15 protein-coding genes are annotated in these 15,242 nt (G+C 61.3%); 6 read left to right on the top strand and 9 right to left on the bottom strand.

Annotation, left to right across the window (positions count from 1 at the left end):
- Positions 1-9 precede the first annotated feature (9 nt).
- The gene (locus tag VCA57_RS14780; protein ID WP_411185815.1) at positions 10-1,632 is read right to left on the bottom strand and encodes an acyl-CoA synthetase; all 1,623 of its coding nucleotides are present in this window, start codon (positions 1,630-1,632) and stop codon (positions 10-12) included.
- Between the two features lie 235 nt (positions 1,633-1,867).
- Here VCA57_RS14780 and VCA57_RS14775 point away from each other — a divergent pair, with 235 nt between their 5' ends.
- Both VCA57_RS14775 and VCA57_RS14770 read left to right on the top strand, forming a co-directional pair.
- A complete protein-coding gene (locus VCA57_RS14775) occupies positions 1,868-4,150 on the top strand; it encodes a PAS domain S-box protein (protein ID WP_411185814.1) in 2,283 nt (760 codons plus the stop codon).
- A gap of 26 nt (positions 4,151-4,176) precedes the next feature.
- On the top strand, positions 4,177-4,818 hold the full coding sequence (locus VCA57_RS14770; RefSeq protein WP_411185813.1) for a response regulator transcription factor: 642 nt from the start codon (positions 4,177-4,179) through the stop codon (positions 4,816-4,818).
- Between the two features lie 19 nt (positions 4,819-4,837).
- On the opposite strand, the gene VCA57_RS14765 is transcribed toward VCA57_RS14770, so the two are convergent.
- From VCA57_RS14765 to VCA57_RS14745, 5 genes are all read right to left on the bottom strand, one after another.
- On the bottom strand, positions 4,838-5,449 hold the full coding sequence (locus VCA57_RS14765; RefSeq protein ID WP_411185812.1) for a class I SAM-dependent methyltransferase: 612 nt from the start codon (positions 5,447-5,449) through the stop codon (positions 4,838-4,840).
- A gap of 19 nt (positions 5,450-5,468) precedes the next feature.
- Positions 5,469-5,819, bottom strand: a complete 351-nt coding sequence (locus VCA57_RS14760; protein WP_411185811.1) for a DUF5629 family protein — start codon at positions 5,817-5,819, stop codon at positions 5,469-5,471.
- A 19-nt stretch (positions 5,820-5,838) separates the two neighbouring features.
- Positions 5,839-6,480, bottom strand: coding sequence for an oxidoreductase (locus tag VCA57_RS14755; protein ID WP_411185809.1), 642 nt, complete (start codon positions 6,478-6,480; stop codon positions 5,839-5,841).
- A 78-nt stretch (positions 6,481-6,558) separates the two neighbouring features.
- Positions 6,559-8,286 (bottom strand): C13 family peptidase, encoded by a 1,728-nt coding sequence (locus VCA57_RS14750; RefSeq protein WP_411185808.1) that lies wholly within the window; start codon positions 8,284-8,286, stop codon positions 6,559-6,561.
- A gap of 150 nt (positions 8,287-8,436) precedes the next feature.
- Complete coding sequence (locus VCA57_RS14745) at positions 8,437-8,892, bottom strand: MaoC family dehydratase (RefSeq protein WP_411185807.1); 456 nt, start codon at positions 8,890-8,892, stop codon at positions 8,437-8,439.
- Positions 8,893-9,108: 216 nt separating this feature from the next.
- Here VCA57_RS14745 and VCA57_RS14740 point away from each other — a divergent pair, with 216 nt between their 5' ends.
- From VCA57_RS14740 to VCA57_RS14730, 3 genes are read left to right on the top strand one after another with little or no spacing between them, the layout of a single operon-like run.
- Positions 9,109-9,468 carry a CidA/LrgA family protein gene (locus tag VCA57_RS14740; RefSeq protein ID WP_411185806.1) on the top strand — a complete coding sequence of 120 codons (360 nt, stop codon included), beginning with the start codon at positions 9,109-9,111 and terminating at the stop codon, positions 9,466-9,468.
- A 2-nt stretch (positions 9,469-9,470) separates the two neighbouring features.
- A complete protein-coding gene (locus VCA57_RS14735; protein ID WP_411185917.1) occupies positions 9,471-10,181 on the top strand; it encodes an LrgB family protein in 711 nt (236 codons plus the stop codon).
- A 9-nt stretch (positions 10,182-10,190) separates the two neighbouring features.
- Positions 10,191-10,778 carry an LON peptidase substrate-binding domain-containing protein gene (locus tag VCA57_RS14730; protein ID WP_411185805.1) on the top strand — a complete coding sequence of 196 codons (588 nt, stop codon included), beginning with the start codon at positions 10,191-10,193 and terminating at the stop codon, positions 10,776-10,778.
- Here the strand turns inward: VCA57_RS14730 and VCA57_RS14725 are convergent.
- Complete coding sequence (locus VCA57_RS14725; RefSeq protein WP_411185804.1) at positions 10,772-12,088, bottom strand: bifunctional DedA family/phosphatase PAP2 family protein; 1,317 nt, start codon at positions 12,086-12,088, stop codon at positions 10,772-10,774. The two genes, VCA57_RS14730 and VCA57_RS14725, sit on opposite strands and share 7 nt — an antisense overlap.
- The gene (locus VCA57_RS14720) at positions 12,085-12,801 is read right to left on the bottom strand and encodes a DNA-3-methyladenine glycosylase (RefSeq protein ID WP_411185803.1); all 717 of its coding nucleotides are present in this window, start codon (positions 12,799-12,801) and stop codon (positions 12,085-12,087) included. The genes VCA57_RS14725 and VCA57_RS14720 overlap by 4 nt, the downstream gene beginning before the upstream one ends.
- Positions 12,802-12,910: 109 nt before the next feature.
- On the opposite strand from VCA57_RS14720, the gene VCA57_RS14715 reads away from it, so the two are divergent.
- The gene (locus tag VCA57_RS14715) at positions 12,911-13,765 is read left to right on the top strand and encodes a class I SAM-dependent methyltransferase (protein ID WP_411185801.1); all 855 of its coding nucleotides are present in this window, start codon (positions 12,911-12,913) and stop codon (positions 13,763-13,765) included.
- Here the strand turns inward: VCA57_RS14715 and VCA57_RS14710 are convergent.
- Complete coding sequence (locus VCA57_RS14710; RefSeq protein ID WP_411185800.1) at positions 13,762-14,997, bottom strand: alpha/beta fold hydrolase; 1,236 nt, start codon at positions 14,995-14,997, stop codon at positions 13,762-13,764. The two genes, VCA57_RS14715 and VCA57_RS14710, sit on opposite strands and share 4 nt — an antisense overlap.
- Positions 14,998-15,242: the final 245 nt, after the last annotated feature.

The following is a 15,242-nucleotide window of genomic DNA, read 5'->3' as shown; positions in this document are numbered from 1 at the left end:
TACGGAGAATCAGAGGGCCTTGGCCATATCACGCAGGACGAACTTCTGAATCTTGCCGGTGCTGGTCTTCGGCAGTTGGGTGAAGACCACGCTGCGCGGCACCTTGAAGCCGGCCAGGTGTTCACGGCAGAAGCTGATGATGTGCGCCTCGCTGACTTGCTGCTGGTCGGCCTTGAGGGTGATAAAGGCGCAGGGCGTTTCGCCCCATTTCTCATCCGGGCGCGCCACTACAGCGGCTTCGAGGACGGCGGGGTGACGGTAGAGCACGCCTTCCACTTCGATGGTGGAGATGTTCTCGCCGCCGGAAATGATGATGTCTTTCAGGCGATCCTTAATTTCCACGTAGCCGTCCGGGTGGCACACCGCCAGATCGCCGGTGTGGAACCAGTCGCCGGCAAAGGCTTCGGCAGTGGCGCTGGGGTTTTTCAGGTAGCCCTTCATCACGGTGTTACCGCGCATAAAGATCTCGCCGATGGTTTCGCCATCGCGCGGGGTCGGCTCGAGGGTTTTCGGGTCAGCCACCATTACCCCTTCCAAGGTCGGGTAGCGCACACCTTGGCGCGCTTTGATCACTGCGCGCTCGTCCAGTGGCAAGGCGTCCCATTCGGCATGCCAGGCGCACAGGGTCACCGGGCCGTACACCTCGGTCAGGCCGTAAACGTGGGTGACCTGGATGCCCATTTCTTCGACCGCACCAATCACTTTGGCAGGTGGCGCAGCCCCGGCAACCATGGCCTTAACCGGATGGTCGATGGCGGCTTTGGCTTCGGCTGGCATATTCACCAGGGCATTGAGCACGATCGGGGCGCCACACATGTGGGTGACTTGCTCGCTGCGAATCAGGGTGAGGATTTTCGCCGGGTCAACGCGGCGCAGGAACACATGCACACCCGCCAGAGCGGTGATGGTCCAGGGGTAGCACCAGCCGTTGCAGTGGAACATCGGCAGGGTCCAGAGATACACCGGGTGGTTGCCCATGGCCCAGGTCATCTGGTTGCCCAGCGAGTTCAAGTAAGCGCCACGGTGGTGGTAGACCACGCCCTTGGGGTTGCCGGTGGTGCCGGAGGTGTAGTTGAGGCTGATCGCTTGCCACTCATCTGCTGGCCACTGCCAGGCAAACTGCGGGTCGCCCTCGGCAAGGAAGGCTTCGTAGTCGAGGTCGCTGACGGCTTGGCCTTCGCCGTATTCCGGGTCATCCACATCGATCACCAGCGGCGGATGATCGAGCATGCCGACGGCGGCGTGGATCACGTCATAGAATTCGCGGTCGGTGATCAGCACTTTGGCCTCGCCGTGCTGCAGCATAAAGGCGATAGCTTCGGCATCCAGGCGCACGTTCAGCGGGTTGAGCACGGCACCGATCATGGGCACACCAAAGTGCGCTTCGAGCATCTGCGGGATGTTCGGCAGCATCACTGCCACCGTATCGCCTTTACCAATGCCACGGCCGGCCAATGCCGAGGCCAGGCGGCGGCAGCGCGCATAGGTTTCACTCCAGTCACGACGAATCGCGCCATGCACCACGGCCGGGTAGTGTGGGTAAACACTGGCGGTACGCTCGATAAAACTCAGCGGCGAAAGGGCGATATGGTTGACGGCGGCAGGCTCAAGGCCCTGTTCATAGATCGACATGCGAGTACCCATGGCAGGTTAGGTGCTCGGGCCAGTGTGCGTGGAGTGCTACGCATAGACCCGGTATTGTTCTGGATGTATTTATATATATCATCTGTGAAATATGGAAGTTAAACCATAGTTGTATAGTATATTTACCATATTAATTCGTAGTGTCTTAGCCCATGGTCGCTTTGCAATTGGCTGCTCGTGGCGTGATGCTCGCGGGCATTGGCTGTAAGGAATGTGAATCCGGATGAATGAGATATCTGTGCAGTTGCATAGCTGGTTGCACATGCAGCGTGAAAGCCTGCCCTTGGCGGTGCGGGCAGATGGCTTGCTGCGCGCGCTGCATGCCTGCCCAGAGGTGCGCCAGGCGTTCTTTTTGCGCTGGCAGGCGAACACGGCGATCTACAGTCATGAAGGCAGTGCGCCGCATTTGCCGCCAGGCTTTGGCGACCCGCTGCAGGCCAGTGACCAACTGCTGTTTGCACGCTTGCAGGAGCAGCCCCGGCTGGACTTGGCCGCGTTACGGCAGCTGCCGTGCTGGCTGGCCGGGCGGGTCCGTCGCGCCGGGCTTAATCATGGTCAAGCACTCGCCTTAGCGCTGGATGACGGCCAGCCCGGTTTGCTGCTGATTGAGTTGCACGAGCAGGCCGGTAGCGACTGGCTCGGTTTGGTTCATCAATTACTGCTGGCCTTGCTCGCCAGTTTGCCGCAGCAGGCGCGTGGCAGCTTGTTGCTGGGCAGTGATCCGCAGCCCAGCTTGCTGTTGGATATCGACGCGCGACCACTGCAACTGAATGCCGCCATGCAAGCGCTACTGGGCGAGCGCGAGTTGGCAGCCGTGACTGCGCTGCTGCCGGTCAACACCCCGCAACTGGTGCGCGCATGCTTGCAGCAGGGGCGGGCCATCGAGGCGGTCGAGGCGCAGCACGCCGGCCAGGTGCTGATGTGGATATTTATGCCCGACCCTGCCGAGCATCAGGTGCTGGCGCGCTGCCGCCCGGCCACCGCTCAGGTGCAGGCCGAACGTGAAGCGGCCAAGGCCAGCCGGCTGTACCGTTTGATTACCGAAAACACCACCGACCTGATTTCCCGGCACACCCCCGATGGCTGCTTTCTCGATGCCTCGCCAGCCAGTTGGACGCTGCTCGGTTACTGGCCGGAAGAGCTGCGTGGCACCTTGGTGCAGGCGTTGTTTCATGAGCAGGATCAGCCGTACTTGGTTGACAGCACCCGAGAGGCATTGGAGCAGGACGGCTATCACACCATGACCTATCGCATTCGCCATCGCGATGGTCATTACCTGTGGTTTGAAACCGCCAGCCGCGCCATCCGCGAAACCTATACCGGCGCGGTGGTTGAGGTGGTCAGCGTGTCACGGGATATCACCGCGCGGGTGCTGGCCGAAGAAAACAAGCGACGTCTGGCCGAAGTGGTTGAAGCCAACACCGACCTGGTGTTGTTTATCGCCCCCAATGGCCAACTGACCTACCTCAATCCCTCTGCGCGGCATGCTCTGAATATTGCCGAGCAGCAGCCGCTACCGGTGCTGGATCAGTTACTGGCCGAGGATGATCTGCTGCGGCTGCAACAAACCGGCTGGATCACCGCTGATAGCCAAGGCGTGTGGAGTGCTGAAGTACGCCTGTTACCGCTGGGCCAACGTGCGCCGCTGCCGGTTTCACTGGTGCTGCTGGCGCATCGTGGGCGTGATGGCGAGCATTACTACTCGCTGGTGGCGCGTGACATGACCGAGCGCGAATTGCGCGAGGCCCAGCAGCGTCGCCATCAAGATGAGCTGGCGCACACGGCGCGATTGGTGACCCTTGGTGAGCTGGCCTCTGGTATCGCCCATGAGATCAACCAGCCACTGGCGGCGGTGGTCAATTACGCCAGCGCCAGTCAGCGCTACCTGAAGGCGTTGGGCGCTAATCCCGAGGCGGCGGATAAAGTGGCCCAAGGGCTGGAGCGAATTAATGAGCACGCCAATCATGCCTCGGAGGTGATCAAGCGTTTGCGCGCCTTCCTGCGCAAAGGCCAGCGGCGAACTCAGGCGCTGGATATCGCCAACGTGGCGCGCGAGGCGGTGCGTCTGTGCCAATGGGAAGCGAGTAATTGGCAGGTGACCATCGCCGAGCACCTGACAGACAATCTGCCGCCGGTGTATGCCGACCGGGTGTTGCTGGAGCAGGTGCTGCTCAACCTGCTGCGCAATGCCATTGATGCCAACCGTGAGGCCCATCCGGGGCAAGTGTCGCGTATCGACCTCAGCGCCGTTGAGCAAGATGGCCAGCTGTGTGTGCGGGTGCGCGATCAGGGGCCGGGCGTGGCGCAGGGCGAGCTGGAGCATATCTTCACGCCGTTTTACACCAGCAAGGCGGAGGGGCTGGGGCTGGGTTTGTCGATGAGTCGTAGCATTATCGAAGGCTTTGGCGGGGCGCTGGAGGCGCACCCGGGGATGCCGGGTGGGCTGTGTCTGGAGTGTCGCCTGCCGCTACTGCACGGCGAGGACGGGGCTATAGCTGCGCAGTGAATGCATAACAACAAAGGGAGTGATGAATGAGCACGCAACAACCGCAACAGGTGTATGTGGTCGATGACGACCAAGGCATGCTCGACTCCACCGTTTGGCTGCTGGAGTCGGTGGGGCTCAAGGCGCTGCCTTTCACCAGCGGGCAGGCGTTTCTCGCCGCCTGTGATGAGCACAGCCAGGGCTGCGTGTTGCTCGATGTGCGGATGCCCGGCATGGGCGGGCTGAATGTGCAGGAGGCACTGCGTGCGCGGGCGATCAAGATGCCAGTGATCTTCGTCAGTGGGCATGCCGATGTGCCCATCGTGGTGCGCGCGTTTCGTGCGGGGGCTGTGGACTTTATCGAAAAACCCTACAACGAACAGCTGTTGCTCGACAGCGTGCAGCAGGCCCTTAGCCATGCGCCGGCGGCCGTGCAGGCGGATCTGCGCTTGCAGGGCGTCGAGCAGCGCCTGGCCAGCCTGACCCCGCGTGAACGTGATGTGCTGCTGCCGCTGGTGCGTGGTTACACCAACCGCGAGATGGCCGAGCAGTTGGCTATCAGCGTCAAGACCATCGACCTGTACCGCTCAAGGGTGATGAAGCGTATGCAGGCGGAAACTCTGGCTGATCTGGTCGGCATGGCTATCGCGGCGGGGCTGGTGGACGCTTTGCAGTTGCGCGACGTTTAGTGCTGCCTGCCTGTACTGCTCACGCCGCCCAGCCCTGGTAGATGTAAGTCATGGGCTTTGGGCCTTTGAGGTAGCGATTGTTCAGCTCGCCAATATGAAAGCCGCCGGCCTCGATCAGCGCCTTAATGTCGCGGTTGAGGTGGCAGCCACCGGCCAGCGGCTTCCACAGTGGCGTCAGGCGGTTTTGCCAGCGCAGCACGGGCAGCTCGGGCGCTTGCCCGTGCTCGCAGAACAGCAAGCGGCCGCCGGGCTTGAGCACGCGGCGCATCTCCTGCAGAGCGGCCACCGCGTCGGGGATGGTGCATAGGGTGAAGGTGCAGACGATGCTGTCGAAGCTGGCGTCGTCAGCTTGGATCTGCCCCAGTTCCAGGGCAATCATTTCCACCGGAATATTGATGGCAGCGGCGCGTTGTCTGGCCAGCTTTTGCATGGCTGCGCTGGGGTCGACGCCAATGATCACGCTGACCTTGCTGGCATCGTAGAAAGCCAGGTTGAGTCCGCTGCCAATACCAATTTCCAGTACCCGGCCCTGGGCGTGCGGCACCAGTTGCGAGCGGGCCTTCATCACCGCGCCCATGCCGCACGCGAAGTCGATCAGGTGCGGTAGCAGGTAGCGGTCATAAAGGCCCACGCGGGTGTCCTCGCTGGTTTTAGTCGGCGTCGTTGCTGGCGTCGTCCGGCAGGTCGCTGTTGTCGCCACTGACGGCGGCAAAACATTTGATCAGGTGAGTGCCGGCATTGCCGTTGACCCGCCAGGCATCGGCTTCACCGTCGAAGCGTGCCGCCACGACTTGCGCCAGGCTGAAGTGCCATTTGCGTAAGGCGCGGCCATCCATGCATTCGATGCTTAGCAGTGGCGCGTCGCCAGGCGTTTGGCTGCCGGCGAGGTGCTGCGCCAGTTGCTCGTTATCAAGCTGGAATTGCCAGGCATGCAGGTCGTCGATCTCCAGCATGTCGGCATGGCTTAGGGCGCTGATCAGGTCGTGCGGGGTGGTGCTCATAGGGCGATGGCTTCTGTGGTTAGCGGCCGAGGCGGCGCAGTTGGTCTGATTCGATAACGCGGGTGCCGGCGTCTTCTTCCAAGGCCAGACGCCACAAAGCGCGGGCCAGCACGGTGGCCTCAATGCCGCGGTATTTACCGGGTAGCCAGCGCATAAACAGTGCGGCCAGACGCTCGCCAAGGCGAAATTCCTGGCGCACGCCAAGCAATAACGAGGGCCGCACGATTGTTAGTTGTGGCCAGTCCTGCGCACGCAGGGCTTGCTCCATTTCGCCTTTGACCTTGTTGTAGAACACCGCCGAATTGGCATCCGCGCCAAGGGCGCTGATCACTAGCAGGTGGCGAGCACCGAGGGCGCGTGCACGCTCGGCAAAGGCGATCACCAGGTCGTAGTCGACGGCGCGAAAGGCCTCTTGCGAACCGGCTTGTTTGATTGTGCTGCCCAGGCAGCAGAAGGCGCTGTCGACCGGGCCGGTCAGTTGCGGCAGCAGGGCCAGCAGCTCGCCTTGTGGGTTTTCCAGATGGGCATGTTCGGCCAGCGGGCGGCGGCTGGGGGCCAGTACGCGGGTGACTGTCGGCTCGTTGAGCAGCCTGTCCAGCAGATGCTCGCCAGTCAGGCCGGTCGCTCCTGCGAGCAGTATGTGCTGGGGCGTCAAATACATAGCTGGGGTTCTCCGCTCATAAAAAATCAGCTTAACAGGCTGTTGGGCGTGCGCGTGACGTGCCGGTTACCCATGAGTTTAGGGGTTGACCGCAGATTGCGCTTCAAGTGCGCTGTTTAGCGCACGCTTGGCTTGCTGTTCGCGCAGTTTTCGCCATTGGGCGATTACCGCTTTGGCCGGCCATATCTGCGGCTCGGACGGCTCGAAACCCTGCTCTTTTTCACGCTCGGCGACACTGGCCTTGGCCAGTTTGAAGGCGCGCTGTAAGTCGTCGGTCTGTTGCAGCGCCTCGGCAAACAAGGCCCGGCCGAAGTAGGTGAAGTCGTTTTCCTCCGAGCAGCCGAAGGACACCCGGTCAGCCCGTGCAGCGGTGATTACCAGGGTTTTCTCATCCTGCAGCTTGGGGATAAAGCCGCCTGAGTAGCAGGCCGAGATCACCACGATCTTGTTGCGGTCCTTGAGGGGCGCGAGCAGGTTTGCCAGTTCGCTGGCGGGTAGGTCTTCGAGCTGCAGCCGTGGCTGATCTAGATTCAGTTCGTGTTGCGCCGAGCCGTGGCTGGTCAGGTAGATGAAAATCAGGTCTTCCTTGCCGCTGCGCTCGGCCAGCGCCTGGATGCTGCGGGCCAGGCTGGCGCTGGTGGCGAGCGGGCGATCTGCCAGGTGGTCGCGGTGGTTGACCAGGGTGATGCGGCCGTATGCGGCGAAGCGTTCCTGCAGCAGGTCGCCGACATAATCTGCCTCGCGCATAAACACGCTTTGTTTGCCATCGCCGGCCAGGGTCAGGGCATACAGCTCAATGGCCGGGGTCGAGGCGGGCAATTTGCCGATGGCAGCATCGAGCAGCCGGCCTTGCTCCAGCAAACCGATGGCCAGGGTGTCGGGTACGGCTTTGCCCTGTGCATCACGAATCAGCCGGCCGTGCTGCCAGGTGCCGTTCTGCTGGCTGCCGTCAGCTAGGGTCAGGCTGCCGTTACCCTGGTAATCGCCGTAGGCAAAGTGGCCCTGATACACACTGCCGTCGGCCAGGCTCAAGCGGCCTTCGCCGTGGTAGCGCCAATTGCTGAACTGGCCTGCGTAGTGGCTGCCGTCGCTACCTTTGAATTCGCCTTTGCCGGTTAGATTGCCGTCGATGAAGCGCCCACTCCAAACGTCGCCATCGGCGCTTTGGTAGCGGCCCTTGCCGTGAAACTGGTTGTTGCGGAATTGCCCGCTGTAAAGGTCACCATCAACACTCTTGAAACTACCCTGGCCGTTGAGCTGGTTGTTCCTGAAGGTGCCGATGTACTCATTGCCTTCAGCGTCGCTGAGCACGCCTTGACCATGCGGCTCACCCTGGCGGAATTGGCCCTGAAAGCTCGAGCCGTTGCTCCACTGCAATGTGCCCAGGCCTTGGTACAGGCCTTTGCTGAATTCGCCGCGATACTCCAGGTCTTTGCTCTTGAGGTGCCCCTCGCCGCTGGGGTTGCCATCGGCAAAACCACCTTCGTAGCGGCTGCCGTCGCTGTAGCTGAGGTTGCCCTGGCCGTGGAAGCTACCGTCCTGAAATTCGCCACGGTAAAACTCGCCATGATTGCTACGCCATTCGCCGGGGCCGTTGAATTGACCGTCCTTGAACTGCCCCTGGTAATAACTGCCATCGCGGTAATCCAGGCGGCCTGGGCCTTGCAACAGGCCATCAACCACCTCGCCACGGTAGCGGCCACCGTCGGGCAGTACAGCATTGGCAGGCAGCAGCGGTTCACCGTCGCCGCAGGCGACAAGCAGCAGAGCAAGGCTCATGGGAGCCAATAAGGAGAGGCGGTGCATGCGGGAAAGTCCAGGCTAGTGGGCGCAGTTGAGTATGCCTTAAAGCGCTTTCTGTGCCGTGATAGAGCGCGCTTGTCCGCGAGGCAAAATACCAGTGCAGAGAAAAGGCGCGCAGGCAGAGACCTGTGCGCCTTGGGCTGACAGCTGCAATCAGACGAAGCAGAGCGTCAGCGGTTCGGCGATATAGGCCGGTTTTTCCGAGCCTTCAATCTCCAGCACGACCTTGGCTTTGAGCAGCCATTGGCCAGGGTTCTTTTCGTGGGCATCGGTCAGGGTGACGACCAGGCGTACCTTGGAGTTGACCTTGACTGGCTGGATAAAACGCACGCTGTCCAGGCCATAGTTGACGGCCATCTTCAGGCCTTTAGGCATGATCATGATGCCTTCCATCAACTTGGGCACCAGTGACAGCGAAAGGAAGCCGTGCGCGATGGTGGAGCCGAACGGGGTTAGCTTGGCTTTTTCCGGGTCTACGTGAATGAACTGATGATCGCCCGTGCATTCGGCAAACTGGTTGATGCGTTCCTGGTCGATGGTCAGCCAGTCGGAACGGCCGAGTTCCTTTCCGATATAGCTGGGTAATTCAGCGGCGGGTACTGAAGTCATGGTTTCTCCTTGAAGACGCGGGTGTTGTTTTTGGGGGCGTGAATCCTTCTGGCCTAAGATCATCATGGGTTCGGCGGAGGGTCAAGTACCGGTTTGCGGCCCGGCGATGTGCCTGAAAACCCTGCGCAAGCGCTGTAAACCGGCCGTTTGCGGGCTGCTTCTGCTTATAATGCGCCGCTCTGTGCCTAGGATCATACGATTCGGAGATTACCCATCATGCTGCTACGCGGCCTTTCCTGGCTGGTGCTGTGTCAGTTGCTCGGTACCGCGCTGAATGTTTTGTTTATGCCGATGCTGCCGGGGCCGATCATCGGCATGTTGCTGCTATTTGGCTTTTTGTTGCTGCGTGGCGAGGTTGGCGAGCCTCTGCAGCAAGCTGCCAGTAGCCTGCTGAAATACCTGCCGTTACTGCTGGTGCCGCCAGCGGTGGGGGTGATGGCCTATGCCCAGGATATTGTTTCTGACTTCTGGGCGATTACCGGTGCGCTGCTGTTGTCGTTGATGATCTCTATCGTGTTTGCTGGTTGGTTGATGCAGAAACTGATCGACCGCCAGCAGCGCCGGGAGGACGTATGACGTTGGAATGGCACGCCGCTTGGCAGGCGTTGACTCACCATCCGCTGTTTGGCGTGGGTGTCACCCTCGGCGCCTATCAACTGGCGATTGCTGCCTACGAGAAAACCCGCTGGGTGTTCCTGCAGCCGGTGTTGGTGTCGATGCTTGCAGTGATTGGCATTCTCCTGGCGTGCGGTTTGACCTTTGCCGAATACAAGGAGAGCGCCGCCGCGCTGACGCTGTTCCTTGGGCCGGCCACTGTGGCGCTGGCAGTGCCATTATTTGTCAATCTACGGCGCATCCGCCAATTACTCTGGCCGACGCTGATTACCTTGTTGGTGGCGGGCGTGGTTGCCACCGCAATGGGGGTGACCTTGGCCTGGGCCTTTGGTGCCGAGCACATCGTACTGATGAGCATGGCGCCGAAATCGGTCACTTCGCCGATTGCCATGTTGGTGGCCAATCAGATTGGTGGTATTGCCGCCCTGGCGGCGGTCTTCGTGATGATCACTGGGATCATCGGCGCGATCATCGGTCCGTCTCTGCTCAAGCGTTTTGGCGTGCAACATCCGGCAGCATTGGGCATGGCTTTGGGTCTGAGCGCGCATGCGGTCGGGACTGCGCGGGCTTTGCAGGAGGGCGAGGAGTGTGGCGCGTTTGCTGCTCTGGCGATGAGCCTGATGGGCGTTTTCACTGCTGTGTTCTTACCGTTGGCCATCCTGTTCTGGCTCTGAGGATAAATCGTGACCTTGCCGCTGTTTCCGCTCAATACCGTGCTCTTCCCTGGCTGCATGCTCGACCTGCAGATATTCGAAGCCCGTTACCTGGATATGATCAGCCGCTGCATGAAGCAGGGCGAGGGCTTTGGTGTGGTGTGCATTGTTGATGGGGCCGAGGTTGGTGAGGCAGCCGGGCAGTTCTCTGCAGTCGGTTGTGAGGCGTTGATCCGCGACTTCCAGCAGTTGCCCAATGGTTTATTGGGCATTCGTGTCGAGGGTGCTCGGCGCTTTCGCGTGCAGCGCGCTCAAGTGCTGCCGGACCAACTGACCCTGGCTGAGGTGGAGTGGCTGGAAGAGCACCCAGAGCAGCCCTTGGCCGCTGAGCATGCCGATCTGGCGGCGTTGCTCAGCGCACTGAGCGCTCACCCGCTGGTGGCTGCATTGGGGATGCAGAGTGACGTAGTGAGCCAAGACGCGCTGGCTAACCAGTTGGCCTACCTGCTGCCGCTTGAGCCAGAGCAGAAGCTGCAGTTGCTTAGCTTGCAGGGCGCGGAGCCACGCCTGGAGCTGCTGCAACAGCTGCTGGAGCTGTTGCAGGGTAGTGCTCAGTAGCTATACCGCAGCAAGCCCGCCGACAGTTGCCAGGTTGCGATTCCACCGAGCAGGGCGATATTCGTCGGTAGCAGCAGCCACCAAACCTTCGCTGGCAACGCCTGCAGTGGCGCGCGCCATTGCACGATGGCCAGGCTCAAGGCGCAGAAACAGCCTGCCAGCACAGCCCCTGCGATGATGTCGCTGGGCCAATGCACGCCTAGGTATACCCGTGATGCGGCAATTGCTGTTGCCGGCAGGCAAGCCAGTAGCAGCCAGGTCAGGCGCATGCGCGGTGGTTGTCCACGGCCGGCGAGGATGCCGATAAGCAGGAAAAAGGCGAAGGCCGCCGAGCTGTGCCCGCTGGGGAAACTGAAACTGCCCAGCGGGTCCAGCAGCACATCTGGCCGACTGCGCGCGAACAGGGCTTTCAGTGCGCCATTGGCCAGGGCGGTACCCAACATGGCACCGATGGCCAGACACAGTGTGCGCCACTGGCGGCTGGCCAGCAGAATCAGGCACAGCACGATGGCGGCCGCCAACTGCGTGCGAAAGTCGCCCATTCGGGTGATCAGTACCATCAGGGTGTCTAGGCTGGTGCTGCGTTGCTCCTGCACCAGCGCCAACAAACCTTGGTCGAGTGGGCTGAGCTGCGGCCAACTGAGCATCAGGCCGATTAGCAGCGTCAAGCAGGCGCCCGCCGCCAGCAGGCTGGTATGGCGCTGTTTGCGCATGCTGCCTTGGATGCTCAACACCACTACGATGGCTACGCCGGCTGCCACTGCGCCGGCCTCTGGCCAGAACCCTTCGGGCAATGGCAGGCGTAAGGCGGCGCCGGTGGCCCAGCCGGGCAGCATATAGGCCACTGCCCAGCCCGCTGCGGCCAACAGGCTAACGGCGATAAAGCGCGGCAGCGGCATGCTCAGCATGCCTGCCACCATGGGCAGCATGGGACGTAGTGGGCCGATATAGCGCCCGACCAGCAGGCTGGCAACGCCATAGCGCTGGAAATAGCGTTCTGCCGCACTCAGCCATTGTGGGTGGTTACGCAGGATGGGTAAGCGGCGGATGTCTTGCTGGAAGTAGCGGCCGATGGCGTAGGACAGCGCATCACCGAGCAAGCCGCCGACATAGGCCAGCAACAGCGTTTCCCATAGTGACAAGGCACCGTTACCGGCGAGCACGGCAACCGCAAATAACAGGATGGTGCCGGGCACAATGATGCCGGCAATCGCCAGGCACTCGACGCAGGCAATCAGCAGGATCGCCAGGCCCAGCCATTCGGGGTTGGCGCTCAGCCATAGGGTCAAACTGTCGAGCCACTGGCTCATCGGTGGTCATCCTCGGGGTTGAGTAGGTAGAAATCCTTGCCGGCAATCTGTCCACGGCGCAGTGGGTTGCGCGTGCAGTAACGGGCAAAGGCCGCGTCGACAAAGCGGTACGGCAGTTGTTCATCACGGCCGCGGGGGATGCCCAGGCGTGTGCATTGCACGATTTGCTGGGGGCGCTCGCCAAGGTCTTCGACAAATAGGCGCTGCTCATCGAAGGGCTGCGCATCCCAATCCGGTACGTGCAAGCCAAGCGCTTTGCACAGTAGGGTTTGGCCGTTGCAGAGCTTGCTCAGGGCACGTGTTCGGCCCTGGGCATCAGGATTATTGGCCTGCATCAGTGCCAGTGCCTGTTCGCCGCTGTGTATGTCCTGCCATGCATAGGCGGATTTGATCAGCACAGCGTTGCCGGCACCCTGCGCGCTGAAGTTCAGCGAGTCGCCGCCGCGTGCGTAGTACATATAGATGTGCCCGCCATCCATAAACAGCGCGCGGCGTTTGTGGGTGTAGCCGAGGGAGGCGTGGCTGCCTTTTTCGGCCAGGTAATAGGCTTCGGTTTCGATGATTCGCGCGCTTAGCCAAAAATTACCGCACTTATGGCGAATCACCTTGCCGAGCAATTCACGGGCGAGCAGGCGTGCATCGCGGTCGAAGAAGCTGGCCGGCAGGGCGCGGCCTTGGGGCCAGGGCAAACTAAGGTTGGGATCGGTTGGCATGCAGTGTTGTGGGTGCTCGGCAGGACATAGGCTGGCGATTATGCGGCCTCACAGGGGCAGTAAGGAGGCGTTAATAGGCCTCGTGATCATAACAATAAGAGTCTGAATCATGCCTGAACGTGTACGTGCCAGCAGCGCCCATATCAGCCCCAGCGCCCATTACACCGGTTATGTGTGGTATCGCCACCAATTGGCAGATGCGGCTTTTATCACCGGGTTTGGGCGTTTTGTGCATGCTGTGCTTAGCCCGGTTACCTGGGCTGCGCGAGTCGGATTTGGTCTGGATCTCGAACAATTGTTGCTGCAGCGCCACTTGCAGATCGATGCTCGGCTCACTGCGGCGATCGAGCAGGAGGGCGTTTGTCAGGTGGTGGAAATTGCCTGTGGTCTGTCGCCACGCGGTCGGCGGTTTACCGCGCGCTATCCGCAATTGCGCTATATCGAGGCGGATTTGCCGATGATGGCCGCACGCAAGCGCTTGTTGTTGGGGCGCGAAGGTTGGTTGGGCGATCAGCATCAAGTGCGTGCGGTGGATATTTTCGCCACAGAGGGTAAGCAGCGGTTGGGCGCGTTGTTCGCCGAACTGGATCACAGCAAGTCGGTGGTAGTGATTACCGAGGGCCTGGTGAATTACTTTGAGTTGGCACTGATCGAGTCGTTCTGGACGCGGCTGGCCGAGCAGTTGCGCGAGTTCCCCCGGGCTATTTACCTCACCGAGCTGTATCCGGACCTGCGCGAGCACCCGCGTTACCGTCAGTTGCGCTGGGGTGTTGAGCTGGTCGGCCGGCTAACCCGTGGCAACTACCCGCTGCATTACCGTAATGATCAGGCGATTGTGCAGGGCTTCAAGCAATGCGGGTTTAGCCAGGTCACGGTGTTTGATCCGAGCCGCGCGAGCCAGGCCCTTGGGCTGGCACCCTCGCGCGGTGCCGGCTTAGTGCGGGTGATTGAGGCCAGTGTTTAGGCGCAGGCGGCGGTCGGTAGTGGCCGTTGCTGCGGCTGAAACTGCGCGGCTAGCGCTTGACTGGCTTGCTGCTCGCTATGCGAGAAGACAAAGGCCAAGCCTTGTGAGTCTTGGCGCAGCGGCAGTACGGGTTGGGCTGGAAGGTCTCTGCACAGCAGCTGCCAGCCGCGCGTGCCGAGCATCTGCGGCAGATCGCCGCGCAACAGTCCGCCAAAGAAGCCGAGTTGATTGACCTCCACAGGCCATTCGCCGCCATCTGCGTGCTGCAGGCGAGCGTGTCGCTGGCTGGGTGGTAAGCGTGTTTCGTGGCGTTTTTCCAGCTGCAGCAATTGGTTGTGGGCCAGCAGGCTGCTGCCGGTGCTGCGCATTGGCAGGGGTTCACCGCATAAAAACGGGTTGTACAGGCTGGCACATGCCTGGCGCTGCTCGAATTGTGCCAGGTGGTCGGCGTTGTGGATCAGCGCGCAGCTGGCTTGGTCGCAGGCGGCGGCAAAGTGCGCGTGCTCCCAGGGCTGGGTGAAATGGTCATATTCGCCTGCCAGCACCAATGTCGGGCAGCTGGGGTGGCGGTTGAACCCCCGGAAGTTCAGCAGGCGCTGGCTGTTTTGCTGGTAGCGCTCAATGTCCGTCGCAGACAGGCGCTGGATTTGCCGTAGCAGGGCTTTGCGAAAGACCGGTGCAACGCCTATTTGCTCCTGGCGTAACGGGTTGAGCAGGCTGGTCAGGGCTCCGTGAGCAAAGGCCTCACTGCGCCCTTCAGCCAGCAGCGCCAGGCCTTCCTGCAGTAGCAGGCGCGCACCAGGGCGGCCAAAGGCGGTAATGCCGGCCAGCAGCAAGCGAGCACAACGTTCGGGATGGCGGGCGGCAAATAGTGCCGCCAGGGCTGAACCATAGGACAGGCCGATAGGCATCAGCGGTGGCAGGTTCAGTTCTATGGCAAAGGCGGCGATCAGGTCTGCCAACTGCTCCAGGCTGACGTGAGGCACCAGTTGCAGGTTGCTGCCTTGGCTGGGCAGATCGAGGAGGATCACCGGGTGTTCGCCGAGCAGTTCGCTGACTTCATTGGCAAATGAGCGAAAGCTCTGGAATGCACCGCCGAGCAGCAGCACGGGGGGGCGTGGGTCATGGCTGCGGCAAGCGTAGGCCTGGTAATGCAGGTGCAGTTCGCCGAGGTGCAGTACCTGTGGCGCTTCGTTGAGTCGTGCGGCGCAGTAATCGGTTCGGTAATGCATGCTGATCCCACTCCGGCGGTCGGCCGCCTGTTTTGCTTTCAACTGCAAGGTAAACATTTGCGCGGTTTTTGTTTACCTAACCTTCGGGCGGCTGATGGGCTGTGGTGTCACTGTTTCTCTAAGGCGTGCGCCGGCCAAGGCTTGCGACGTTACCGCCGGCGATAGCGAACGGTGTGTTTACCGTCCGCCGCACAGCGCTGGGCGTGGAGCGGCGCGACCGTTATACTCAGCGACTTTTTTCAACC

It is taken from the genome of Pseudomonas sp., assembly GCF_046581935.1.
Classification (GTDB): domain Bacteria; phylum Pseudomonadota; class Gammaproteobacteria; order Pseudomonadales; family Pseudomonadaceae; genus Aquipseudomonas.
This window is presented reverse-complemented; position numbering and strand designations above follow the sequence as displayed.